Source organism: Acinetobacter sp. YH12254 (genome assembly GCF_013417415.1).
GTDB lineage: Bacteria > Pseudomonadota > Gammaproteobacteria > Pseudomonadales > Moraxellaceae > Acinetobacter > Acinetobacter pseudolwoffii.
The window spans coordinates 21,841-39,943 of the sequence record NZ_VPEB01000001.1 but is presented as its reverse complement, the minus strand read 5'-3'; the positions used below and the strand labels follow the sequence as shown (position 1 = coordinate 39,943).

Sequence of the window (18,103 nt, the reverse complement as noted above, 5' to 3'; positions counted from 1 at the left end):
AGGGAGAAAAAGTGAAATAAAACATGTATCTGTCGCTATCTGGCATGGCAGATTTAAAACAAAAAAGATCAAAGGGATATTCAATATCTATCCCTGTCCGGATTTAAGCGGTCTGAATAATATCTTTTACATAGATACGTTTTACGCCATGCGACAGCATATCCTGCCAGGCATGTTGCAAGGAACCATTCAGATCAATGCCCTTGCTGGCATCGGCAATGACATAGGTCTTAAAGCCCAGTTTGCAGGCATCGATGGCGGTCCAAGCCACACAGAAATCGGTAGCAATCCCAACCACAAATACCGTATCAATACCACGTTCACGCAGATAGCCGGCCAAACCGGTTGTGGTTTTCTGATCTGCTTCCATAAAGGCGGAATAACTGTCAATCCGGGAATCAAAACCCTTGCGGATAATCAGTTGCGCTTGCGGTAAATTTAAATCCGGATGCAACTCGGCATCTACTGTCCCCTGCACACAATGCTTTGGCCATAAAACCTGAGTGCCATAATCCAGCTGAATGCTGTCATAAGCCGCTTTAGCGGGGTGATTGTCTGCAAAAGAAATATGGTTTTCTGGATGCCAGTCCTGCGTCAGGATAATATTTTGAAAATACTGCCCCAATAAATTGATATTGGGGATAATCTGGTCAGCATTGGCCACTGCCAGATTACCCCCTGGGGTAAATCCTCTTTGTACATCTACGACCAGCAAAGCGATATTATTTTGCATGTATTTTCATCCATTGAAATCTCGATTTATGTCCAAGCATAGCGCAAATTGTTATCGGATTTTTAGAGCGGCTGCTAAAAACCCTGTGACTGCATATTCTGATTCTGCCTGTTTTTAACCGCACTGCGGATCTGATTCCTTGAATTTTAAACACAAAAAAGCCTGCAAAAGCAGGCTTTTTCAAATCTTGGCCTATTACACTTTGGTACGGTTCACCAGGAACAGCATACACAGTGCAGAAATGATGATACATGGGATTGCGGCTGTAATTACCCCTGCGGCACCAAAACCTGCCACCAGGAGCTGACCTGCGATGACTGGGCCTAGCATGGCACCAATACGACCGACTGCAGAAGCAACACCGACACCGGTACCGCGCACTTCTGTTGGATACACGATACTACCGAAGGCATAAAGTACACCCTGACAGCCAATTACGAAGGCACCTGCCAATGCTGCTGCCATATACATCTGGTTCAGTGAGCTTGCACCATTTAGTGCCAATAGACCTGCAAGAATACCGCCGTACATCAACAGGATCACATACGCTTTTTTCCAGCGATCGGTCAGCATACCCAGGATAATTGTACCAATCGTCGCCGTGACCATGAAGTAGAACTGTGCGGTTGAACCATCCTTACGGCTAAAGCCAAGTTCCATAAACAATGAGGGTAACCAGCTCAACATGATGTAAACCACCATCAGCGTAAAGAAGTAGCTGATCCAGATGCACATGGTACGTAACAGGTTGTCCGAATTAAACAGGTCCTTAAATGAACCTTGTGGTGCAACGGCAAGTTCTGCTGCAGTTTTGTTCTGTGTTTTCAGGTATTCCTTCGATTCAGGCAAAAATAGCATCATCAATGGAATTGCAAAAATCGGTAACAAGCCGCCCAGATAGAAAACATTTTTCCAGTTGGCACCAAATTCAGTCGCAGCAATTAAAGATAAAATCGCAGCACCCACAGGCATACCGCAATACATCAAGCCGACTGCACGACCACGATTTTGCGGCGATACCGCTTCAGAAGCGAGTGTGATGAGAATCGGCATCGCACCGCCCAGACCTGCTCCGGCCAGAAAACGTACTGCCAGCAGACTGTTAAAGCTATTGACCCAAACTGTACATAAAGTGAATATGGCAAATGTTGCTGTCGACCAGATCAACACTTTCTTACGGCCGATACGGTCTGCAAATCGACCGCCGATCAGTGCACCGGGTAATAAACCCAGAATCCCTGCACTAAAAAACACACCCAACTGGGAACTATCGAGACCGAAGTGTTCACGCACACCGGCTGCAGCAATACCAGCAGCCTGAATATCCAAGCCTTCAATCACCGCTATCAGAAAACAGATGGCGACCGTGACGATAGCATGCTTATTGTCTGATTTTTCCATTGGATTATCCTTGTTCAATCAGCGTTACAAAAGAAAGACCATCATCTATGAGCCTGAGCGCAGAAATAACTATCAATAAGTTGAACGTTTTACTTGGATATCCCCACAGCAGCTGAAGCTGCTCCATGTAATAGACCTTGAGATAAAGTCGCAAAAGCAATTAATCAAAAAGTTTTAAAATTCACAATTTATGCTTTAAGACTTATACATCAAGTTAAAAAACCAACCGATTAGAAAAATATTATGCAATTCATTGATATTAAAAAAAGATTAATAGATTCAATTTTTCAACCTGTTTACATCAGCTTAGCCTCCAGACAAAGATGTTTTACATATAGATTCATCCAATAAAAATATTAATTCAGCAGCTAAAAACAACGAAATTCACGACTTGGCCGAGATTTTTACTCAAATCGAGCTAATTTTGCAGACAAAATTCCATAATATCTTGCTGAGCCGGGACTTAAGTCGCAGTTTGACCACAGTATTTCGCCGGATAAATCATCTAATTTATTACTTGATTGTTTTCAAAAGGCTTTGTATAAAGAATTGAGTGGCTTTGACTAAAGCATATTGTTCTTATGCGTTTGATCAGTCATAATTTGCATAAGCAATCTTCAATTCAGCGCAAGTCCATTGAATTTGCTATAAATCAAAATACAAATCCATCCCAATTTATGTTTTCTCATTCCTTTCGGATGGACAAATAGGATAGTTTTTTAAAATGACTCAGCAAGCACAGACCATTCAAGGTTCCATAGTCGCAATCGTCACCCCTATGTTTGAAGATGGCAGCGTAGATTGGAAGGGTCTCGAGAAGCTGGTTGAATGGCATATTGCAGAGGGCACCAACAGTATTGTTGCCGTTGGAACGACAGGCGAAGCCTCGACCCTGAGCATGAGTGAACACACCCAGGTGATCAAAGAAATCATTCGTGTGGCCAACAAACGTATTCCTATTATTGCCGGCACAGGCGCAAACTCGACCCGTGAAGCCATCCAACTTACCCGTGAAGCCAAAGAGCTCGGCGCCGATGCTGCTCTTCTGGTGACGCCTTATTATAATAAACCGACCCAAGAAGGCCTGTACCAGCATTATAAAGCTGTGGCTGAAGCAGTAGATCTGCCGCAAATTCTCTATAATGTCCCTGGCCGTACCGGCGTCGACATGCTGAATGAAACCGTGATTCGTCTGGCAGATATTCCACAAATCGTCGGGATTAAAGATGCGACGGGTGATGTAGCGCGTGGTGCTGAATTATTGCAAGGCCTGCAAGGCAAAGACATGGTGGTTTATTCAGGTGATGATGCGACTGCATATCAGCTGATGGCTCACGGTGCCAAAGGCAATATTTCGGTCACAGCAAATGTGGCACCTAAAGCCATGAGCCAAGTATGTGCCGCTGCCATTACAGGTGATGCAGCAGGCGCTGAACAGTCAAATGCTCAGGTTGCAAATTTACACAATATTTTATTTTGCGAATCGAACCCAATTCCTGTGAAATGGGCTCTCCATGACATGGGCTTAATTGGTACAGGTATTCGCCTTCCATTAACACCACTTGCAGAACAATATCGCGCTCCGCTACATGAAGCACTGCTTGCCGCGGGCGTTATTCAATAAAAGAGCACAAGATTATGCAATTACGTTTAGGACTGAGCCTCACACTTTCAGTATTCAGTTTGGCAGGTTGTAGTTCAATGGCCTTTAATAATGGCACTTTAGACTATAAAGAAACTACCAGCCTGGAAGCTTTACAATATCCTGAAGGCGCCATGGTTCGTCCTGCAACGCCATTGTATCCTGCTCCGACAGTCGATCCGCTTGCAATTGAAAATGCTCCGAAGCTGGAAAACCAGCGTGGCAACCGTTTTGCCCTGCCGCGCCCACAGGCGGCCCAGACCGAGAACAGCGTTCAAGCCGATCTGACTGAAACCAATACTGTCGGTCAACCACAGCTGCTTACTGACGGAAATCTTAATCCGTTGCTTAAAATTGACGGAAATTCTGCTACAATTTGGCAATACACGCTTGCCACCCTGAGCAGCCTGAATCATAACGTCGTTGCCCAGAGCAAAAATCGTTACGAAGTCACGATTCAGGTCGATCAGCAGACCTATGTATTAAGATTATCTTCTGTCGGTTCAAGTAATAACCTCGCTGTGTTCAATGCCGATAACAGTTTTGCCGACCGTGAAAAAGCCGCAGAACTGCTTAACCAGATTTACCAAAATTGGCCAGCCTAGACATTTCTAGGCATTTTTTTTTGTAAAAGGTTCCCTCATGTTAAAACAAACCTTGCTCTATACTGGTAAAGCGAAATCTGTCTACACCACAGACAGTTCAGACCATCTGATTTTAGTCTTTCGAGATGATGCCTCTGCATTCAATGGCGAAAAAATCGAGCAACTAGATCGTAAAGGCAAGGTGAACAACCGTTTTAACGCCTTCATCATGGAAAAGCTGGCAGAAGCGGGTATTGAAACTCACTTTGAAAAGCTGCTGACTCCAAATGAAGTGCTGGTGAAAAAACTGGATATGATCCCGGTTGAATGTGTGATTCGTAACTATGCAGCAGGTTCTTTATGCCGCCGTTTAGGTGTTGAAGAAGGTAAAGAACTGACTCCATCTACATTCGAATTGTTCTTTAAAGACGATGCGCTTGGCGATCCAATGGTCAATGAATCGCAAGCGATTGCTTTAGGTTGGGCGACTGCTGAGCAACTGGAAAAAATGAAAGAATTGACTTACCAAGTCAATGATGTGCTAAAAGCATTGTTTGATGCCGGCAACATGATTCTGGTCGACTTCAAACTTGAATTCGGTGTATTCCATGACCGTATCGTTTTGGGTGATGAATTCTCTCCAGACGGTTGCCGTCTATGGGACAAAGACACCAAGAAAAAACTGGACAAAGATCGTTTCCGTCAAGGTTTAGGCGGTGTGGTTGAAGCCTATGAAGAAGTTGCGGGCCGTTTAGGTATTAACCTCGACAATATCTAATGGCATAGTCCATTGCTTCAAAAAAACCGAGCTCAACAGCTCGGTTTTTTTATCCCTGATTTTTTGTGGCTGGGCCAGATTGACCTTTTAAGCTTTAATCGAAAAAACAAATATTACAGATGAAAATGATCGTTTTTACATTGGAAAGCCTATGGCTTAATATCATCACATACCAGGCAAATCAGTGAGCTGATTGATTTAACTCAAGGTTTGCCGACCAGATTGATCGCCTACCCTCTAGGATGTTCTCTCCCTTGAAAAAACATCCTAATTTATGCCCAATTCGCCTTGAATTGGGCTTTTTTTTGCCTGAGTTTAATCTGTTTGTGTACTGATATTATTGCTGCTGTTGCTGTTGTTGCCAACGGCGTTGCTGTAAGCGCTCTCCTTCAACTTCACGTTTATTGCGTGCCGACTCATACAGTTTGGTATCTTTCAGTTCTGGCGGCATATAGTCTTGCAGCACAAAATGCTCAGGATAATGATGCGGATACAGATAATCCACCCCGTAGCCCTGTTCTTTCATCAGCTTGGTCGGTGCATTTCTCAAATGCAAAGGCACCGGCAAATTCGAGGTTTTATCTGCAAGCTCCATCGCCTTGTTAATTGCCAGATAGGTGCTGTTACTTTTGGCACTGGTGGCTAAATACACCGCACATTGTCCTAAAATAATCCGGCATTCCGGCATGCCGACGGCCTGCACCGAACGGAAACATTCACCCGCCAGCAATAAGGCATTCGGATTGGAATTACCGATATCTTCAGAAGCTGCAATCAGCATACGGCGGGCAATAAATACCGGATCTTCACCGCCTTTGAGCATGCGTGCCATCCAGTACAGCGCTGCATCGGGATCACTGCCGCGAATTGATTTTATAAAAGCCGAGACCAGATCATAATGCTGTTCACCGGACTTGTCATAACGGGCAATATTTTGCTGTGCCACTTTCACCACCCCTGCATTGGTGATGATATTTTCCATATCCGGTTCAAAAGTACTGGCAATCAGATCAAGTAAATTCAATGCTTTACGGGCATCACCTGCTGCGAACTGCACCAAGGCATCAAATTCTTCAATCAGGATATGTCGTTCCTGCAAAAAACGGTCATTTTGCAAGGCTTGTGTGAGCAGAGTCTGAATCGATTCCGCACTCAACGCATTCAGGCTATACACCTGACAACGTGACAATAAGGCACTATTCACTTCAAAAGACGGGTTTTCGGTAGTGGCACCAATTAAGGTAATTTTCCCTTTTTCGACCGCATTTAACAGTGCATCCTGCTGGGATTTATTAAAGCGGTGAATTTCATCAATAAACACCACTGGCGTCAGCAGATCACCACCATCGGCAATCACTTCACGCAGCTCTTTCACTCCGGTATTCAGGGCAGACAGACTGATAAAAGGCCGATCTACCGCTTGTGCCAACAGTAAGGCAATGGTGGTTTTTCCAACGCCGGGTGGTCCCCAGAAAATAATCGACGGTAGATGACCCTGATCAATCATCTGGCGTAAGGGCGCCTGTTCCCCCAGTAAATGTTCCTGCCCGATAATCTCTGCAAGGTCACGTGGTCTTAAGCGTTCTGGAAGCGGGATATGACTATCTGACATGTTATTATTGGCTCAAACTAAATTCTGATCTCATTCTAACACCAGCAGTTTTGATTCCAAGATTGCAAACATAAAGCATAAAAAATTAATTTATGTAGAAATCCTCTATTTTTTTAATTCTGAATGAATTAATCTTCATAAAAGCAAGTAATTTGAACATGATTAATTGTGAATTAATTACAGTGTAATTTTCATATTGTTTATTCTAATTAAAAGAAACTTATGTCGCCCCCCTGGGTATTTTTTGGGTTGTATTGGTGAATGCATGAAGCATGATAAATTTGAACAGGGAGCTGTGAGCCAGTCGCAACCTCTGCTGGCAACATCACTGAGTTCAACCCCTGTTCATCTGTCTGAATTAATTCAGCTTCAAAAACTGATTGATGCCTTACCCCAACCTCTCTGGGTCAGTAGCAAAACACATCTGCACTATTTTAACGCCGCCATGACCGATTATCTTGGTGTGAACCTGAATGAACCGGGCAATATATCGTGGCAGAGTTTCATTCATACCGAGGACTTACAGCTGTTTTCGAAGCTGTGGCATGCGGCACTGGATCAGCATCAGAATTTTGAAACCCAGTGCCGGATTAAACGCAGCGATACCCATTATCGTATGTGTACGCTGGCGGTAAAATTTCATCATGATCCGGAAGATGTGTTGCAGTGGGCGGTTTCACTGACGGATGTGCATGATTATTTTGAAATCCAGCAACAACTATCTCAAATCGTTTCAACCCAGGAAAATATGCTGGATGCCAGCGCAGACTGCATCCATATTATCAGTCCTGAAGGTCAGATTCGGCATAGTAACCAGTCTGACGGTCTGACACCAGAAAGCGAAACAACAGCGCAAGATCAGGACAGTTCTTTGTCCTGGCTGAACCGTTTAGCACCTGAAGCCCGAAAATCTGCGCAACGTGCACTGAAACAGGCAGTCCTAGGCTTAAATAGCCGTTTTTCTAGCAAAACTCAGAGCAAAGACCAGCCAATCCAATATTGGGATCATCTGCTGACCCCGATTCTGGATCAGCACAATATTACCCAAAGCATCCTCTGTGTCTCACGCAATATCAGTCAGCAAAAAATTGCAGAAACCCGCTTAAAAGAAGCCATTAAACGAGATGAACTGACTGGTCTGTATAATCGCAGTACCTTCTATAAAACCTTTAAACAGGTGCTATTAAAAGCGCAACAACAGCAGACCAAGGCGGGTCTACTGCTGATTGATCTGGATTATTTCCGGCACATCAATGACACCTTGGGCCATATTGCTGGCGATCATCTACTCCATGTTCTGGGTCAGCGTTTCCAGGCCTGTTTCGGCCCGAATACCATTGTGGCCCGTTTGGGTGGAGATGAATTTGCAGTTCTGGTGAAAAATCTGGAAAGTGAAGAACAGCTGCTGGCCACGGCGCAACTGGCCTATAGCCAGCTGGATCAACCGATCAATTATATTGGCGACAGTATCAGCAGTGCTATGAGTATTGGCTGTGCCATCTATCCACGTGATGCCCTGAACACCTCGAATCTGTTGAAGTGTGCCGACATTGCCTTAAATGATCTGAAAAATAGTGGTCGTGGCGGCATCCGCATGTTTAATCAGGACATGTGTGGTTCGCTGGAAAATATGACCAAGCAGCTGACTTTGGCCCGCAAGATTATTCTGGCCGATCAGATCATTCCCTACTATCAACCCAAAGTTCGTCTGTCTGATGGTGTGGTGATTGGTTTTGAAGCGCTGTTACGCTGGCAAGATCAGGATCAGCAGGTGCAACTGCCTTCCGAGATTTTTGGTGCCTTTCAGGACTATGAGCTGGCCTCACGTATCAGTGAAACCATGCAGCTGAAAGTCTTTGCCGATATGAGTCGCTGGCAGGCCCAAGGACTGGATCTGTTGCCGATTTCAATCAATGCTGCACCGGTTGAATTTTTGCGCGATGACTATGCTGAAAAAATGTTGGCCCGCCTGTCCAATTTTGATATTCCTGTGAATAAGGTGGAACTGGAAATTACCGAACAGAGTCTGTCCGAGCATGGTGCCAATTATGTAATCCGGGCCCTGAACCTGCTGAAACAGGCCGGAATCCAGATCTCACTGGATGATTTCGGCACCGGGCATTCTTCACTAACCCGTTTACAAGACTATCCGGTGGATTGCATCAAAATTGACCGCAACTTCGTCGAGCGTATGAACAGTGACCCGTCCGCCTTGGCGATTGTCAAAGCCATTACCCAGATTGGTTCCAGTATTGCTTTGGATGTTCTGGTCGAAGGCATCGAAAATACCGAACAACTCGATACCCTGATCCATTGTGACTGTCAGATTGGACAAGGCTTTTATTTCTATCGTCCGATGGCCGGTGCTTCGGCTCAGGCCCTACTGCAGCCGGCAAATCAATAGCTACTTATCGCGGCAAATTAACGCACCCAACGCACGATATAGTCTTCGATGTCGTCTTCAGGAATGTCGGCTTCACTCAGGCAGCGCCCTGCTGCCGACTTGCGTGCCTGAATCACACTTTCCCGTGAACCGCTGATCAGATAATGCCAGGATGGCAGGCTTTTGCCCTGCTCGACCCGGCGATAAGCACAGCTTGAAGGCAACCAGTGAATCGTTTCCAATTTTTCTGGCGTGAGCTGAATACAGTCTGGCACATAGTGCAAACGCTCTGGATAATTGGAGCAACGCGCAGTCGTACAATCCAGCAGTTTGCAGGCCACTTTGGTATAAGCGACTTCCTGGGTATCTTCATCTTCCAGTTTAATCAGGCAACAGAGTCCGCAACCATCACACAAGGCTTCCCACTCGGCTTGCGTGAGTTCGGCAAGGCCATAGTTTTTCCAAAATTCGGGACGTAAAGTATCGGTCATGATCAGGTCGGCGCACTCAAAAATCAGCTGATTATAGCAGCCCAAACCGCGCAGACCTACCGCTCAAATTCTTATTACCATCACGTAAACTATTGTTAAATCATAGACAGTTCGTCAACAAAACACTAACAGTCGCTGGAATCGTTTATTTCTATACTAAATTTGAAAATAAAAACACATGGAGAATATATATGTTTCGCTGGGCTATTATTTTTGCTGTTATTGCATTAATTGCGAGTCTACTTGGTTTCGGTGGAGTAGCAGGCTTATCTAAGGATTTTGCAATTATCTTGTTAGTAATTGCGGTGATTCTTGCGATCGTTGGATTTCTTTCCCGCGGTAAGGTCTAGATTCAGTTTAGATTGAGTCGAAGCAAGTATGATCCTTCGAAAAAAACAAGAGCCTTCTGGCTCTTGTTTTTTTATGGCTTTATTAAGCGAATATCAAGTTCAATATTCACTTAAGGTTTTAAATGATGCGATCTAAAACCTGCCACCAGCAAGGCCGCCAGATAGGCCACCACACCAATGACACACAAGATGAGTACTTCTGCGACACGCATCCATTGCGACACATCGGCATTATACCAACTTAAGGCATAAGCCAAAGCTGCGATCATCACCACATTGGCAAACATGAATTGCAGGAAGATTTTTTTCCAGTGCGGGCCAAAGCGGAAAATATGACGCTTATGCAGATAGTAATAAAGCAGGCCGGCATTCACCATGGCTGAACCGGTCGATGCCAGTGCCAGTGCCATATGTTCTGCTTCCCAGTCAATCAACTTGAAGATACCGATAAAAATCACGTTCAGGATTGCATTGGCAGCCACAGCCATCAGACCGACACGCACCGGTGTTTTGGTATCCTGCTGTGCATAGAAACCCGGGGCAAAGACTTTAATCAACATAAAGGCAATCACACCACCGCTCATACATTGCAGCGCCAGAGCCGTCATTTGGGTATCTTCAAAGCTGAACTGACCACGTTCAAACAGGGCCTGAATGATCGGGGTCGACAGCATAAACAAGGCAATACTGGCCGGTAAACCTGCCATTACAATCACTTTAGCGGCCCAGTCCATCATGCCGCGGAATTTTTCCGGATTCTGCTCGGTATGTCGTGCCGATAAAGATGGCAAAATGACAGTACCAATCGCTACACCAATCAGGCCAAGCGGCAACTCGGTCATGCGCTCAGCACTATACAGCCAGGACACCGAACCATCCTGCATAAATGAAGCCCAGATGGTATTCAGCAGCAGGTTAATTTGCGTGACGGATACACCAAATAAAGCCGGCAGCATCAACTTCATGATGCGATCCACGCCTTCATGCTTGAAGTCAATTTTAGGTGGGATCAGCAGGTTTTTACGCCACAGTTCAGGAATCTGAATCGCCAGCTGTAAAATACCGGCAATGATGACTGCCCAGCCCAGTGCCATAATCGGCTCGGCCATATGCGGAGTCAGCCAGAGCGCACCAGCAATCATGGCGACATTGAGCAAGACCGGTGCAAAGGCCGGTGTACTAAAAGAGCCATAACTGTTCAGAATACTGCTGGCAAAAGCCGTCAGTGACATGAACAGTAAATAAGGAATGGTCAGGCGGAACATGTCAGTCGCCAAGGCGAATTTCTCAGGATCGCTATGGAAACCGGGCGCATAGATATACATGATCAACGGTGCAGCAATCACTGCGAACATGGTCAGCAGACTCATTACCGTTGCCAGACAGCCAAAGACCCGGCTAATCAGAATCTGCACTTCAGCATGGGTACGACTGGTTTTGTATTCGGTCAAAACCGGAATAAAGGCCTGTGAGAATGCCCCTTCGGCAAATAATCGCCTGAAAAAGTTTGGAATACGAAATGCGACCACGAAGGTATCGAAGTCCTTACCCGCACCAAAGACATTCAGTAAAACAATATCTCGAACCAATCCCAGTACACGTGACAACATGGTCATCGCACTGACAATGACGGTCGAACGCCAAAGCGCCATCCTATTCACCTAATGTATAAATTTGTGGCTATTGTAATGAAACCTCTGTCAGAAGTTCATTGCTTAATTGCATCCCTCAAGCGAGGTTGAGGTATTTTTATAATGCTGTAACTGGCAACGAAAATCAGCCCAGTTAAAATACGGTCCCGGATCGGTCTTACGGCCCGGGGCAATATCCGAATGTCCGGCAATATGCTGCTGAATTTTAGGATAATAATCTTGCAAACAGGCAGTGACTTTGATCAAGGCTGCATACTGTACCGGTTCAAAAGGCAAGTCGTCACTGCCTTCCAGCTCGATGCCAATCGAATAATCATTACATTCTTTTTTACCCAAATAGGTCGAACGTCCGGCATGCCAGGCACGGTCATTAAAATTGACGAATTGCAGTACCTCACCAGAACGCAAAATCAGCAGATGGGTCGAAACCTGCATCCCTTCAATGCTTTGAAAATAGGGATGGACTGACCAATCCAGTTGATTTTGAAAAAACTGTTCAATATAACCGCCGCCAAACTGTGAGGGTGGCAGACTGATGTTATGCACCACAATGAGCTGAATCTCGGTATTGTCCGGACGCTGGTTAAAATTGGGAGAGGGAATGTGACGTGCGCCCATCAGTTGTCCATTCTTAACCTGAAACTCGGCTGCCTGTTGCATAAAACCATTCTCTCCAAAAATAAAATCTGCACGATCAGGGTTGCAGCCGGCTTCATGCTAAAACTTTCAGGCACAAATCTCAATTCATCCCGGCAGACTGTAGGAAAAATCGCTCATTTTTTATGTAACAGTGCTAAGATAATGCGCAATTTTCACGGCTTAAAAGATACGGAAATACTCATGCGCATATCTCAAGCGTTGCTAGACCAGTCGATTCAGATCAATATCCAACAGGCACTTTCAGAAGATATTGGTGACGGTGATATTACTGCCCTGCTGACCCCTGAAGATGAACAGGCCACTGCCACGATCATCAGCCGTGAAGATATGGTACTGGCCGGGCAACCTTGGGTGAATGCCTTGATTCAGGCTTATGATCCAAGTGTTGAAGTCATCTGGCTAAAAAATGAGGGTGATCAGGTTCAAGCCAATGAAACTTTCCTGAAACTGGCCGGTTCTGCACGCAGTTTATTGACTGTGGAACGTCCTGCGCTGAATTTTGTCCAGACACTGTCTGCCGTTGCGACGAAAACAGCGCATTATGTCAAACAATTGGATGGCTTAAATACCAAGCTGCTGGATACCCGTAAAACCCTTCCTGGCCTGCGTATTGCACAAAAATATGCCGTTGCCATTGGTGGTGGTCAGAATCATCGTCTGGGTTTATTCGATGCCTTTTTGATTAAAGAAAATCATATTATGGCCGCTGGCGGAATTGTTCAGGCGATTGCCAAGGCACACCAGATTGCGCCGGGCAAACCGGTCGAAGTAGAAGTGGAAACCTGGGATGAACTGAATCAGGCCTTAGAGGCCAATGCGGATATCGTGATGCTGGATAATTTCAGCCAGCAGCAAATGATTGAGGCAGTACAGCATGTGGCCGGCCGCTGCAAACTGGAAGCATCTGGCAATATCACGATCGAAAATTTACGTGAAGTTGCCAGTAGCGGTGTCGATTATATTTCGATGGGTGTCTTGACCAAAGATGTCAAAGCTGTGGATTTATCGATGCGATTTAATGCTGAAGCCTAAATTCGATAGATGACCATTGAGGGTGCGAAGCACCCTTTTTTGATTTTTAGAAATTTTTTTGCATATATTTTGCTCAATTTTCTATTTTAGACCTTAATCATCATCGTCGTCCCGATTACCTCGACGATCGCGGTCATCATCGTCACCATCACGGTCGTTATATCTTCCGTTATCCTCCTCACGATCCTGATTTAACACTGAACGCTCGTCATCCTTCCGCTGATTGCCCCAGTCACAGGCGCTTAGTCCAAACATGCCCAGCAAAGACATTGCACAAATCCACTGTTTCATCTCGCATTCCTCATTGTGATATCGTTTGAATATCGGGGCAAAATAGATCTGGATCTAGCCGATTCATGTCGGAATTTTGTCAGGAAGTTTTGTGCTGCATTTTCAATGGGCTATATTCTGAAATTTCCGGCATAAAAAAACGCATCCGGAGATGCGTTTTATATTTGGCAGTAATGAATTACCAGCCCAAAGCTTGTTGCTGCTTTTTCACCAGCTCCTGAATGCCTTTCTCGGCCATTTCCAGCATGGCATCCGATTGGGCACGGGTAAATGGTTTGTCTTCCGCAGTGCCCTGAATTTCAATAAATTCACCGGCCTGTGTCATCACCACGTTCAAATCGGTTTGACAGTTCGAATCTTCTTCATAGCAAAGATCCAGTAATACTTCATCTTTGAAAATACCAACAGAAACCGCAGCTACCAGACCTTTTAATGGATCATGTTTGATTTTCTTTCTTTCCAGCAAAACATTCATGGCATCGACCAGCGCCACCGCAGCACCGGTAATCGCTGCAGTACGGGTACCGCCATCAGCCTGAATCACATCACAGTCAATGGTAATGGTATTTTCACCCAGCTTTTTCAGGTCAACCATTGAGCGCAAGCTACGACCGATCAGACGCTGGATTTCCTGGGTACGGCCACTCTGTTTGCCACGTGCCGCTTCGCGGTCGCTACGGGTATGGGTTGAACGTGGCAACATGCCATATTCAGCCGTCACCCAGCCCTGGCCCTGGCCTTTCAGGAAACGTGGAACAGAACTCTCTACACTGGCAGTGCACAGTACTTTGGTATGACCAAACTCAACCAATACCGAGCCTTCCGCATAACGTGTATAGTTACGGGTAATTTTCACTTCACGTAATTGATCTAATGCTCGTTGGTCGATACGCATGATAAGTCCTGTATAGGCTAAAAATAATTGCGGCTCAGTATAACAGAAGCCTTTGCCAAGATTGGTCAGCCGGATGATTGATTTACAAAATCGATGCATCAGAGTGCGGTTAAATATCGAAATTCTGCCGACCTGTGGCGCTACGATTTGCCTTAATTTTTGCTAGACTAAATCTCCCCTTGAGGAAACCCATTTATGTCCTTACGTGAAGATCGCAAGCAGCAAAGCCATCAGGCGCTACTGGATGCCACACTGGCCTTGAGCAGTCAGGGTCGCGCTTTTAGCACCATCAGTCTGCGTGAAGTCGCGCATGCCGTTGGACTGGTGCCCACGGCATTTTATCGGCATTTTCAGGATATGGAGCAGTTGGGACTAGAGCTGCTGGATCAGGTCGCGATTCATCTCAAGGGAGTGCTGAATCAACTGGGACAGGCCTATCTGTATCAGCCCAACACCCGGACTAAAACCGGAATTGAGCTATTTTTTCAGGCAGTCGAATATCACCCTGAACCCTGGATTTTTTTTGTTGCAGAACGCTGGGGGGGCTCGGCAATGTTACGTGCAGGAATAGAACGGGAAATTCGTTTTTTGACTGAAGATGTCATGCATGAACTGGAAAAAATGCAAGCCGCCCAACATATCCAGTCTTCGCAAGATTTGCAGGCACTGGCACAGATGCTGATTGATCTGTCGCTGAACTGGGCCATGGGCTGGATTCATCTGCAACATCAGGCTGATCCAGAGCTACGCCGCACCCAATCCAATGTCTTTAAAACCCAAAGCGTGCTACAGATGCAGCTTTTATTGCGAGGGATTTTGCACTGGCATCGAATTCCGACAAAAACAGCAGATCCCTCAATCAGTACAGAAACAAGTACTGTTCCTTAAAATGTAGTCAAACATAGTCAAGGACTAATTCGCACTCTGTTAATGTCTTGTTGCCAAACGTGTAACTAGAGCCTGAGTCGGTCAGTTCCGACTTATAGCGATCAGTCCGTTCTTGCAATATACGCTTTACAGTTTTGTAAGGCGTATAACGACTTATCTCATTGTCGTTTAATCTTGCAAGCACGTTTCTCGCAGCATTCCAATCAGCTTGCACAACTTCCCCATTAAAACGATGAAAGCGATCTCCCTTGCGTGTGCCTATTAAAAGCCCACGTAAGAAAGAATCACTTTGCGAAGTGTATGCAGAATTGACTAGATGCACCGTAGAACCTCTACGGTGAGATATACCTGTTAGGGCATCGGCTAATAAGCCTTTAACCCATGTGTTTAAACGTCTATTGGTATTTTTACCATAGCTACGCTTACTTTGGATTGGTGCGGTTAAATCCTCCGCAACAATCACTTTGGCTTTATCAACCAACTTGTGAGTTGCTGTAAATATCAATGTCTTGAGCTTTGCTTTCTGAGCATCTTGCCTTTTATCTAGCTTCTTGCGACCTAGATTATTTAACTCAATTTTCTGTTTCTTGTGCGGTTTGGCTTTAGAAATCGCTCTGAGCTTATTTCTACGTTTGTACTTTTGATTTAGGTAGTCTGATTCACTTGAGATCAATTTACCTAAACCATTGCCATATACTTCACCATCAGAATCCACAAAGGCTTCTGAATAACCTTTATCAACACCTACGGTTTCCTGACCACAATCTTGTGTTTCAACTGCATCATAAGTTGAGTGAACTTCAACATTACCGTTTTTTAGAATGATTCTAAGTGTGCCTTGTGGCGCAAAATCAACAGTGGTGTTTAGTGGAATTTTAATGGTTTGTCGAGGGACTAGACTTGGCACTTTAAGCCAACATTGACCGTTTAGCTCAAAGGTTTTACACATATCCGCACGAACAATAATTTGATTATGTGTGTGATTAACACCATGCTTAAAGTGATTACGCATTTGACGATGGAGGAAATTATCAGTCATCCATTCATCTTTTTTAAGCAAGGTGTATAGTCTTTTTTGTTCATTATTACAGGAGGTGCGTTTTCGGATCGCCTGCTTTACTTTGTCTTTTGATGCTTCTCGATAGGCTTTAATATCACCTACGCAATCACGTAGCGTTTCTTTCCACGCATTTGCAGAAACACCAAAGTCACGACTTTCTTTCATCCACGCATCACGAATGGTTCTGTCGCTGATATTTAAACCTGCAACAGCACCATATTTAGCCCACACTTCGCTACGAACACGACCAAGTAAAACAGCTTGTTTTTCAAGTTGCTTGTACTTTTGCACATTCAAGTTTTTACAGTGATGGATGCGTGTTAGTTTCAAAAAGTTATTCCTTACTATTCACTAATTCTTTAACTTTTTCTTTGTATTTTCTTAATCCATAAAGTCGAGAAGAAAAACAATGAATAATCGCTAACAGGTCTTGAGTTACTTCTTCCGTTGGGGAAAGAGATTCTTGATTCATAATAATAATTTTACAACCATGTCTTTCAGCAAAAGATTCAAACCACTCAAAACCAAAACGCACCAAACGGTCTTTGTGAGCGATGACAAGCATTGAAACTTTACCCATTTCAATATCAAGAAAAAGCTGATTGAATTTCTTTCTTTTATAATTCAAACCACTTCCAATCTCTGACACCCAATCATCAACAGCATAGCCATTTACAGTACAAAAAGTTTCTAAAGCTGACACCTGATTAGCTAAATCGGGCTTTTGAGCAACACTAGATACCCTTGAATAAACAATTACTGACGATTTAGCTTCCGTTGCTTTTATACCGATATATTCAAGGTATTGATCGTGCGTGTAGTATCTGCGATTTTTAGGATTTCGACATGCAACCAAAATACCTTCGGCATCCCATCTTTGTAGAGTTTTAACCGACTTCCCAATCATTTCACCGAATTTAGCAGGAGAATACATTAATCAATCTCCGCTAACTTCTTGAAATCCTCAAGTGTATAGTCTTTAAATATGGATTCATCACAATATATGGCTAGATCATTGTCTTCATCCCATCCACAGATAGGGCATGTATAAGGGGATGATGCGACTCCTAGCTGATTATATTTTAATAAAATATCGTCACAAACCTCATAAAGTTCTGAATCCTCATGATGATCAACAACTTCAAGGAAAATTAGTTCACTAATATTTTCTGCAAATTTTTTGTATTTTTCAGGCACTTCTAGTTGATATAGCTCTACTAAATCATCTAGTTTTTTAGCGCAAGCATCACCAAAAATCTCTAATAATTTTTCCTCATATTCTTGACAGCGCATACCTTGTCCTGAAACGTGAGTACATTCAGAAAAGCCTGTATTTGCATTAATAAAATCAGCATAGGTGGGGCATTTATCGGAGAATGATTGATTCGTTTTTTCAGGGTACGAAGAACAATCATAGCCTAAATCTACAATATCGGTTTCATAGAAATCATTCTTTGACCACTCACCATAGACCCATGATGCAAATTCCTTAATAAACCCATCTTTATTTTCAGGGGATACAAAATAAGCAAGGTCTTGCTCTACTTTCTTTAAGCTTTCAGTCAAGTATTTCATTGCAAGTTTTTTTAAAATTTAATACCTAAATTGTATATGTTTGACTATATTTGTCAATATAATTATTTACTATCAA

The 18,103-nt window shown here is 44.2% G+C and carries 19 protein-coding genes; 7 read left to right on the top strand and 12 right to left on the bottom strand.

Annotated elements, in window-relative coordinates; genetic code table 11:
- Positions 1–103: 103 nt before the first annotated feature.
- The 3 genes from pncA to FTV29_RS15050 all read right to left on the bottom strand — a co-directional run bounded on the left by pncA (position 104) and on the right by FTV29_RS15050 (position 2,261).
- Positions 104–733, bottom strand: a complete 630-nt coding sequence (gene pncA / locus FTV29_RS00210) for a bifunctional nicotinamidase/pyrazinamidase (RefSeq protein ID WP_180074926.1) — start codon at positions 731–733, stop codon at positions 104–106.
- Between the two features lie 195 nt (positions 734–928).
- Positions 929–2,134 (bottom strand): 3-(3-hydroxy-phenyl)propionate transporter MhpT, encoded by a 1,206-nt coding sequence (gene mhpT / locus FTV29_RS00205; protein WP_005173339.1) that lies wholly within the window; start codon positions 2,132–2,134, stop codon positions 929–931.
- Positions 2,135–2,138: 4 nt separating this feature from the next.
- Entirely contained in the window at positions 2,139–2,261 is a 123-nt protein-coding gene (locus FTV29_RS15050) for a hypothetical protein (protein ID WP_257224392.1), read from the bottom strand.
- Positions 2,262–2,858: 597 nt separating this feature from the next.
- Here FTV29_RS15050 and dapA point away from each other — a divergent pair.
- From dapA to purC, 3 genes are read left to right on the top strand one after another with little or no spacing between them, the layout of a single operon-like run.
- Complete coding sequence (gene dapA / locus FTV29_RS00200) at positions 2,859–3,758, top strand: 4-hydroxy-tetrahydrodipicolinate synthase (protein ID WP_180074925.1); 900 nt, start codon at positions 2,859–2,861, stop codon at positions 3,756–3,758.
- A 14-nt stretch (positions 3,759–3,772) separates the two neighbouring features.
- Positions 3,773–4,381 carry a lipoprotein-34 precursor (NlpB) gene (locus tag FTV29_RS00195; protein WP_180074924.1) on the top strand — a complete coding sequence of 203 codons (609 nt, stop codon included), beginning with the start codon at positions 3,773–3,775 and terminating at the stop codon, positions 4,379–4,381.
- Positions 4,382–4,418: 37 nt separating this feature from the next.
- Positions 4,419–5,138 (top strand): phosphoribosylaminoimidazolesuccinocarboxamide synthase, encoded by a 720-nt coding sequence (purC, locus tag FTV29_RS00190; protein ID WP_005173343.1) that lies wholly within the window; start codon positions 4,419–4,421, stop codon positions 5,136–5,138.
- A gap of 337 nt (positions 5,139–5,475) precedes the next feature.
- Here the strand turns inward: purC and FTV29_RS00185 are convergent, their stop codons facing one another.
- Entirely contained in the window at positions 5,476–6,750 is a 1,275-nt protein-coding gene (locus FTV29_RS00185) for a replication-associated recombination protein A (RefSeq protein ID WP_005173345.1), read from the bottom strand.
- 265 nt (positions 6,751–7,015) lie between these two features.
- Between FTV29_RS00185 and FTV29_RS00180 the strand changes: the two genes are divergently transcribed.
- A complete protein-coding gene (locus FTV29_RS00180) occupies positions 7,016–9,154 on the top strand; it encodes a bifunctional diguanylate cyclase/phosphodiesterase (protein ID WP_180001044.1) in 2,139 nt (712 codons plus the stop codon).
- Positions 9,155–9,171: 17 nt separating this feature from the next.
- Here the strand turns inward: FTV29_RS00180 and FTV29_RS00175 are convergent, their stop codons facing one another.
- On the bottom strand, positions 9,172–9,627 hold the full coding sequence (locus FTV29_RS00175; protein WP_171063370.1) for a YcgN family cysteine cluster protein: 456 nt from the start codon (positions 9,625–9,627) through the stop codon (positions 9,172–9,174).
- Positions 9,628–9,815: 188 nt separating this feature from the next.
- On the opposite strand from FTV29_RS00175, the gene FTV29_RS00170 reads away from it, so the two are divergent.
- A complete protein-coding gene (locus FTV29_RS00170) occupies positions 9,816–9,974 on the top strand; it encodes a DUF1328 domain-containing protein (RefSeq protein ID WP_004647174.1) in 159 nt (52 codons plus the stop codon).
- A 110-nt stretch (positions 9,975–10,084) separates the two neighbouring features.
- On the opposite strand, the gene murJ is transcribed toward FTV29_RS00170, so the two are convergent.
- Complete coding sequence (murJ, locus tag FTV29_RS00165) at positions 10,085–11,635, bottom strand: murein biosynthesis integral membrane protein MurJ (protein ID WP_180074923.1); 1,551 nt, start codon at positions 11,633–11,635, stop codon at positions 10,085–10,087.
- Between the two features lie 54 nt (positions 11,636–11,689).
- Positions 11,690–12,286, bottom strand: a complete 597-nt coding sequence (gene ampD / locus FTV29_RS00160; RefSeq protein WP_005173355.1) for a 1,6-anhydro-N-acetylmuramyl-L-alanine amidase AmpD — start codon at positions 12,284–12,286, stop codon at positions 11,690–11,692.
- Positions 12,287–12,466: 180 nt separating this feature from the next.
- Here ampD and nadC point away from each other — a divergent pair, with 180 nt between their 5' ends.
- Entirely contained in the window at positions 12,467–13,318 is an 852-nt protein-coding gene (gene nadC, locus FTV29_RS00155) for a carboxylating nicotinate-nucleotide diphosphorylase (protein ID WP_180001046.1), read from the top strand.
- A gap of 93 nt (positions 13,319–13,411) precedes the next feature.
- Here the strand turns inward: nadC and FTV29_RS00150 are convergent, their stop codons facing one another.
- Both FTV29_RS00150 and rph read right to left on the bottom strand, forming a co-directional pair.
- Complete coding sequence (locus FTV29_RS00150; RefSeq protein WP_074383821.1) at positions 13,412–13,609, bottom strand: hypothetical protein; 198 nt, start codon at positions 13,607–13,609, stop codon at positions 13,412–13,414.
- Positions 13,610–13,787: 178 nt separating this feature from the next.
- A complete protein-coding gene (gene rph, locus FTV29_RS00145; RefSeq protein ID WP_005173362.1) occupies positions 13,788–14,504 on the bottom strand; it encodes a ribonuclease PH in 717 nt (238 codons plus the stop codon).
- Positions 14,505–14,699: 195 nt separating this feature from the next.
- Between rph and FTV29_RS00140 the strand changes: the two genes are divergently transcribed.
- A complete protein-coding gene (locus FTV29_RS00140; RefSeq protein WP_180001048.1) occupies positions 14,700–15,392 on the top strand; it encodes a TetR family transcriptional regulator in 693 nt (230 codons plus the stop codon).
- A 7-nt stretch (positions 15,393–15,399) separates the two neighbouring features.
- Here the strand turns inward: FTV29_RS00140 and FTV29_RS00135 are convergent, their stop codons facing one another.
- Genes FTV29_RS00135 through FTV29_RS00125 form a run of 3 tightly spaced genes read right to left on the bottom strand, consistent with a single transcriptional unit; the run spans position 15,400 to position 18,027 of the window.
- Positions 15,400–16,782 carry an IS200/IS605 family element transposase accessory protein TnpB gene (locus tag FTV29_RS00135; protein ID WP_039902357.1) on the bottom strand — a complete coding sequence of 461 codons (1,383 nt, stop codon included), beginning with the start codon at positions 16,780–16,782 and terminating at the stop codon, positions 15,400–15,402.
- 4 nt (positions 16,783–16,786) lie between these two features.
- Positions 16,787–17,386 carry an IS607 family transposase gene (locus tag FTV29_RS00130; RefSeq protein WP_004280831.1) on the bottom strand — a complete coding sequence of 200 codons (600 nt, stop codon included), beginning with the start codon at positions 17,384–17,386 and terminating at the stop codon, positions 16,787–16,789.
- Positions 17,386–18,027: a hypothetical protein gene (locus FTV29_RS00125; RefSeq protein ID WP_180074922.1), complete on the bottom strand. Its 642-nt coding sequence runs from the start codon at positions 18,025–18,027 to the stop codon at positions 17,386–17,388. Before FTV29_RS00125 ends, FTV29_RS00130 begins: the two co-directional genes overlap by 1 nt.
- Positions 18,028–18,103: the final 76 nt, after the last annotated feature.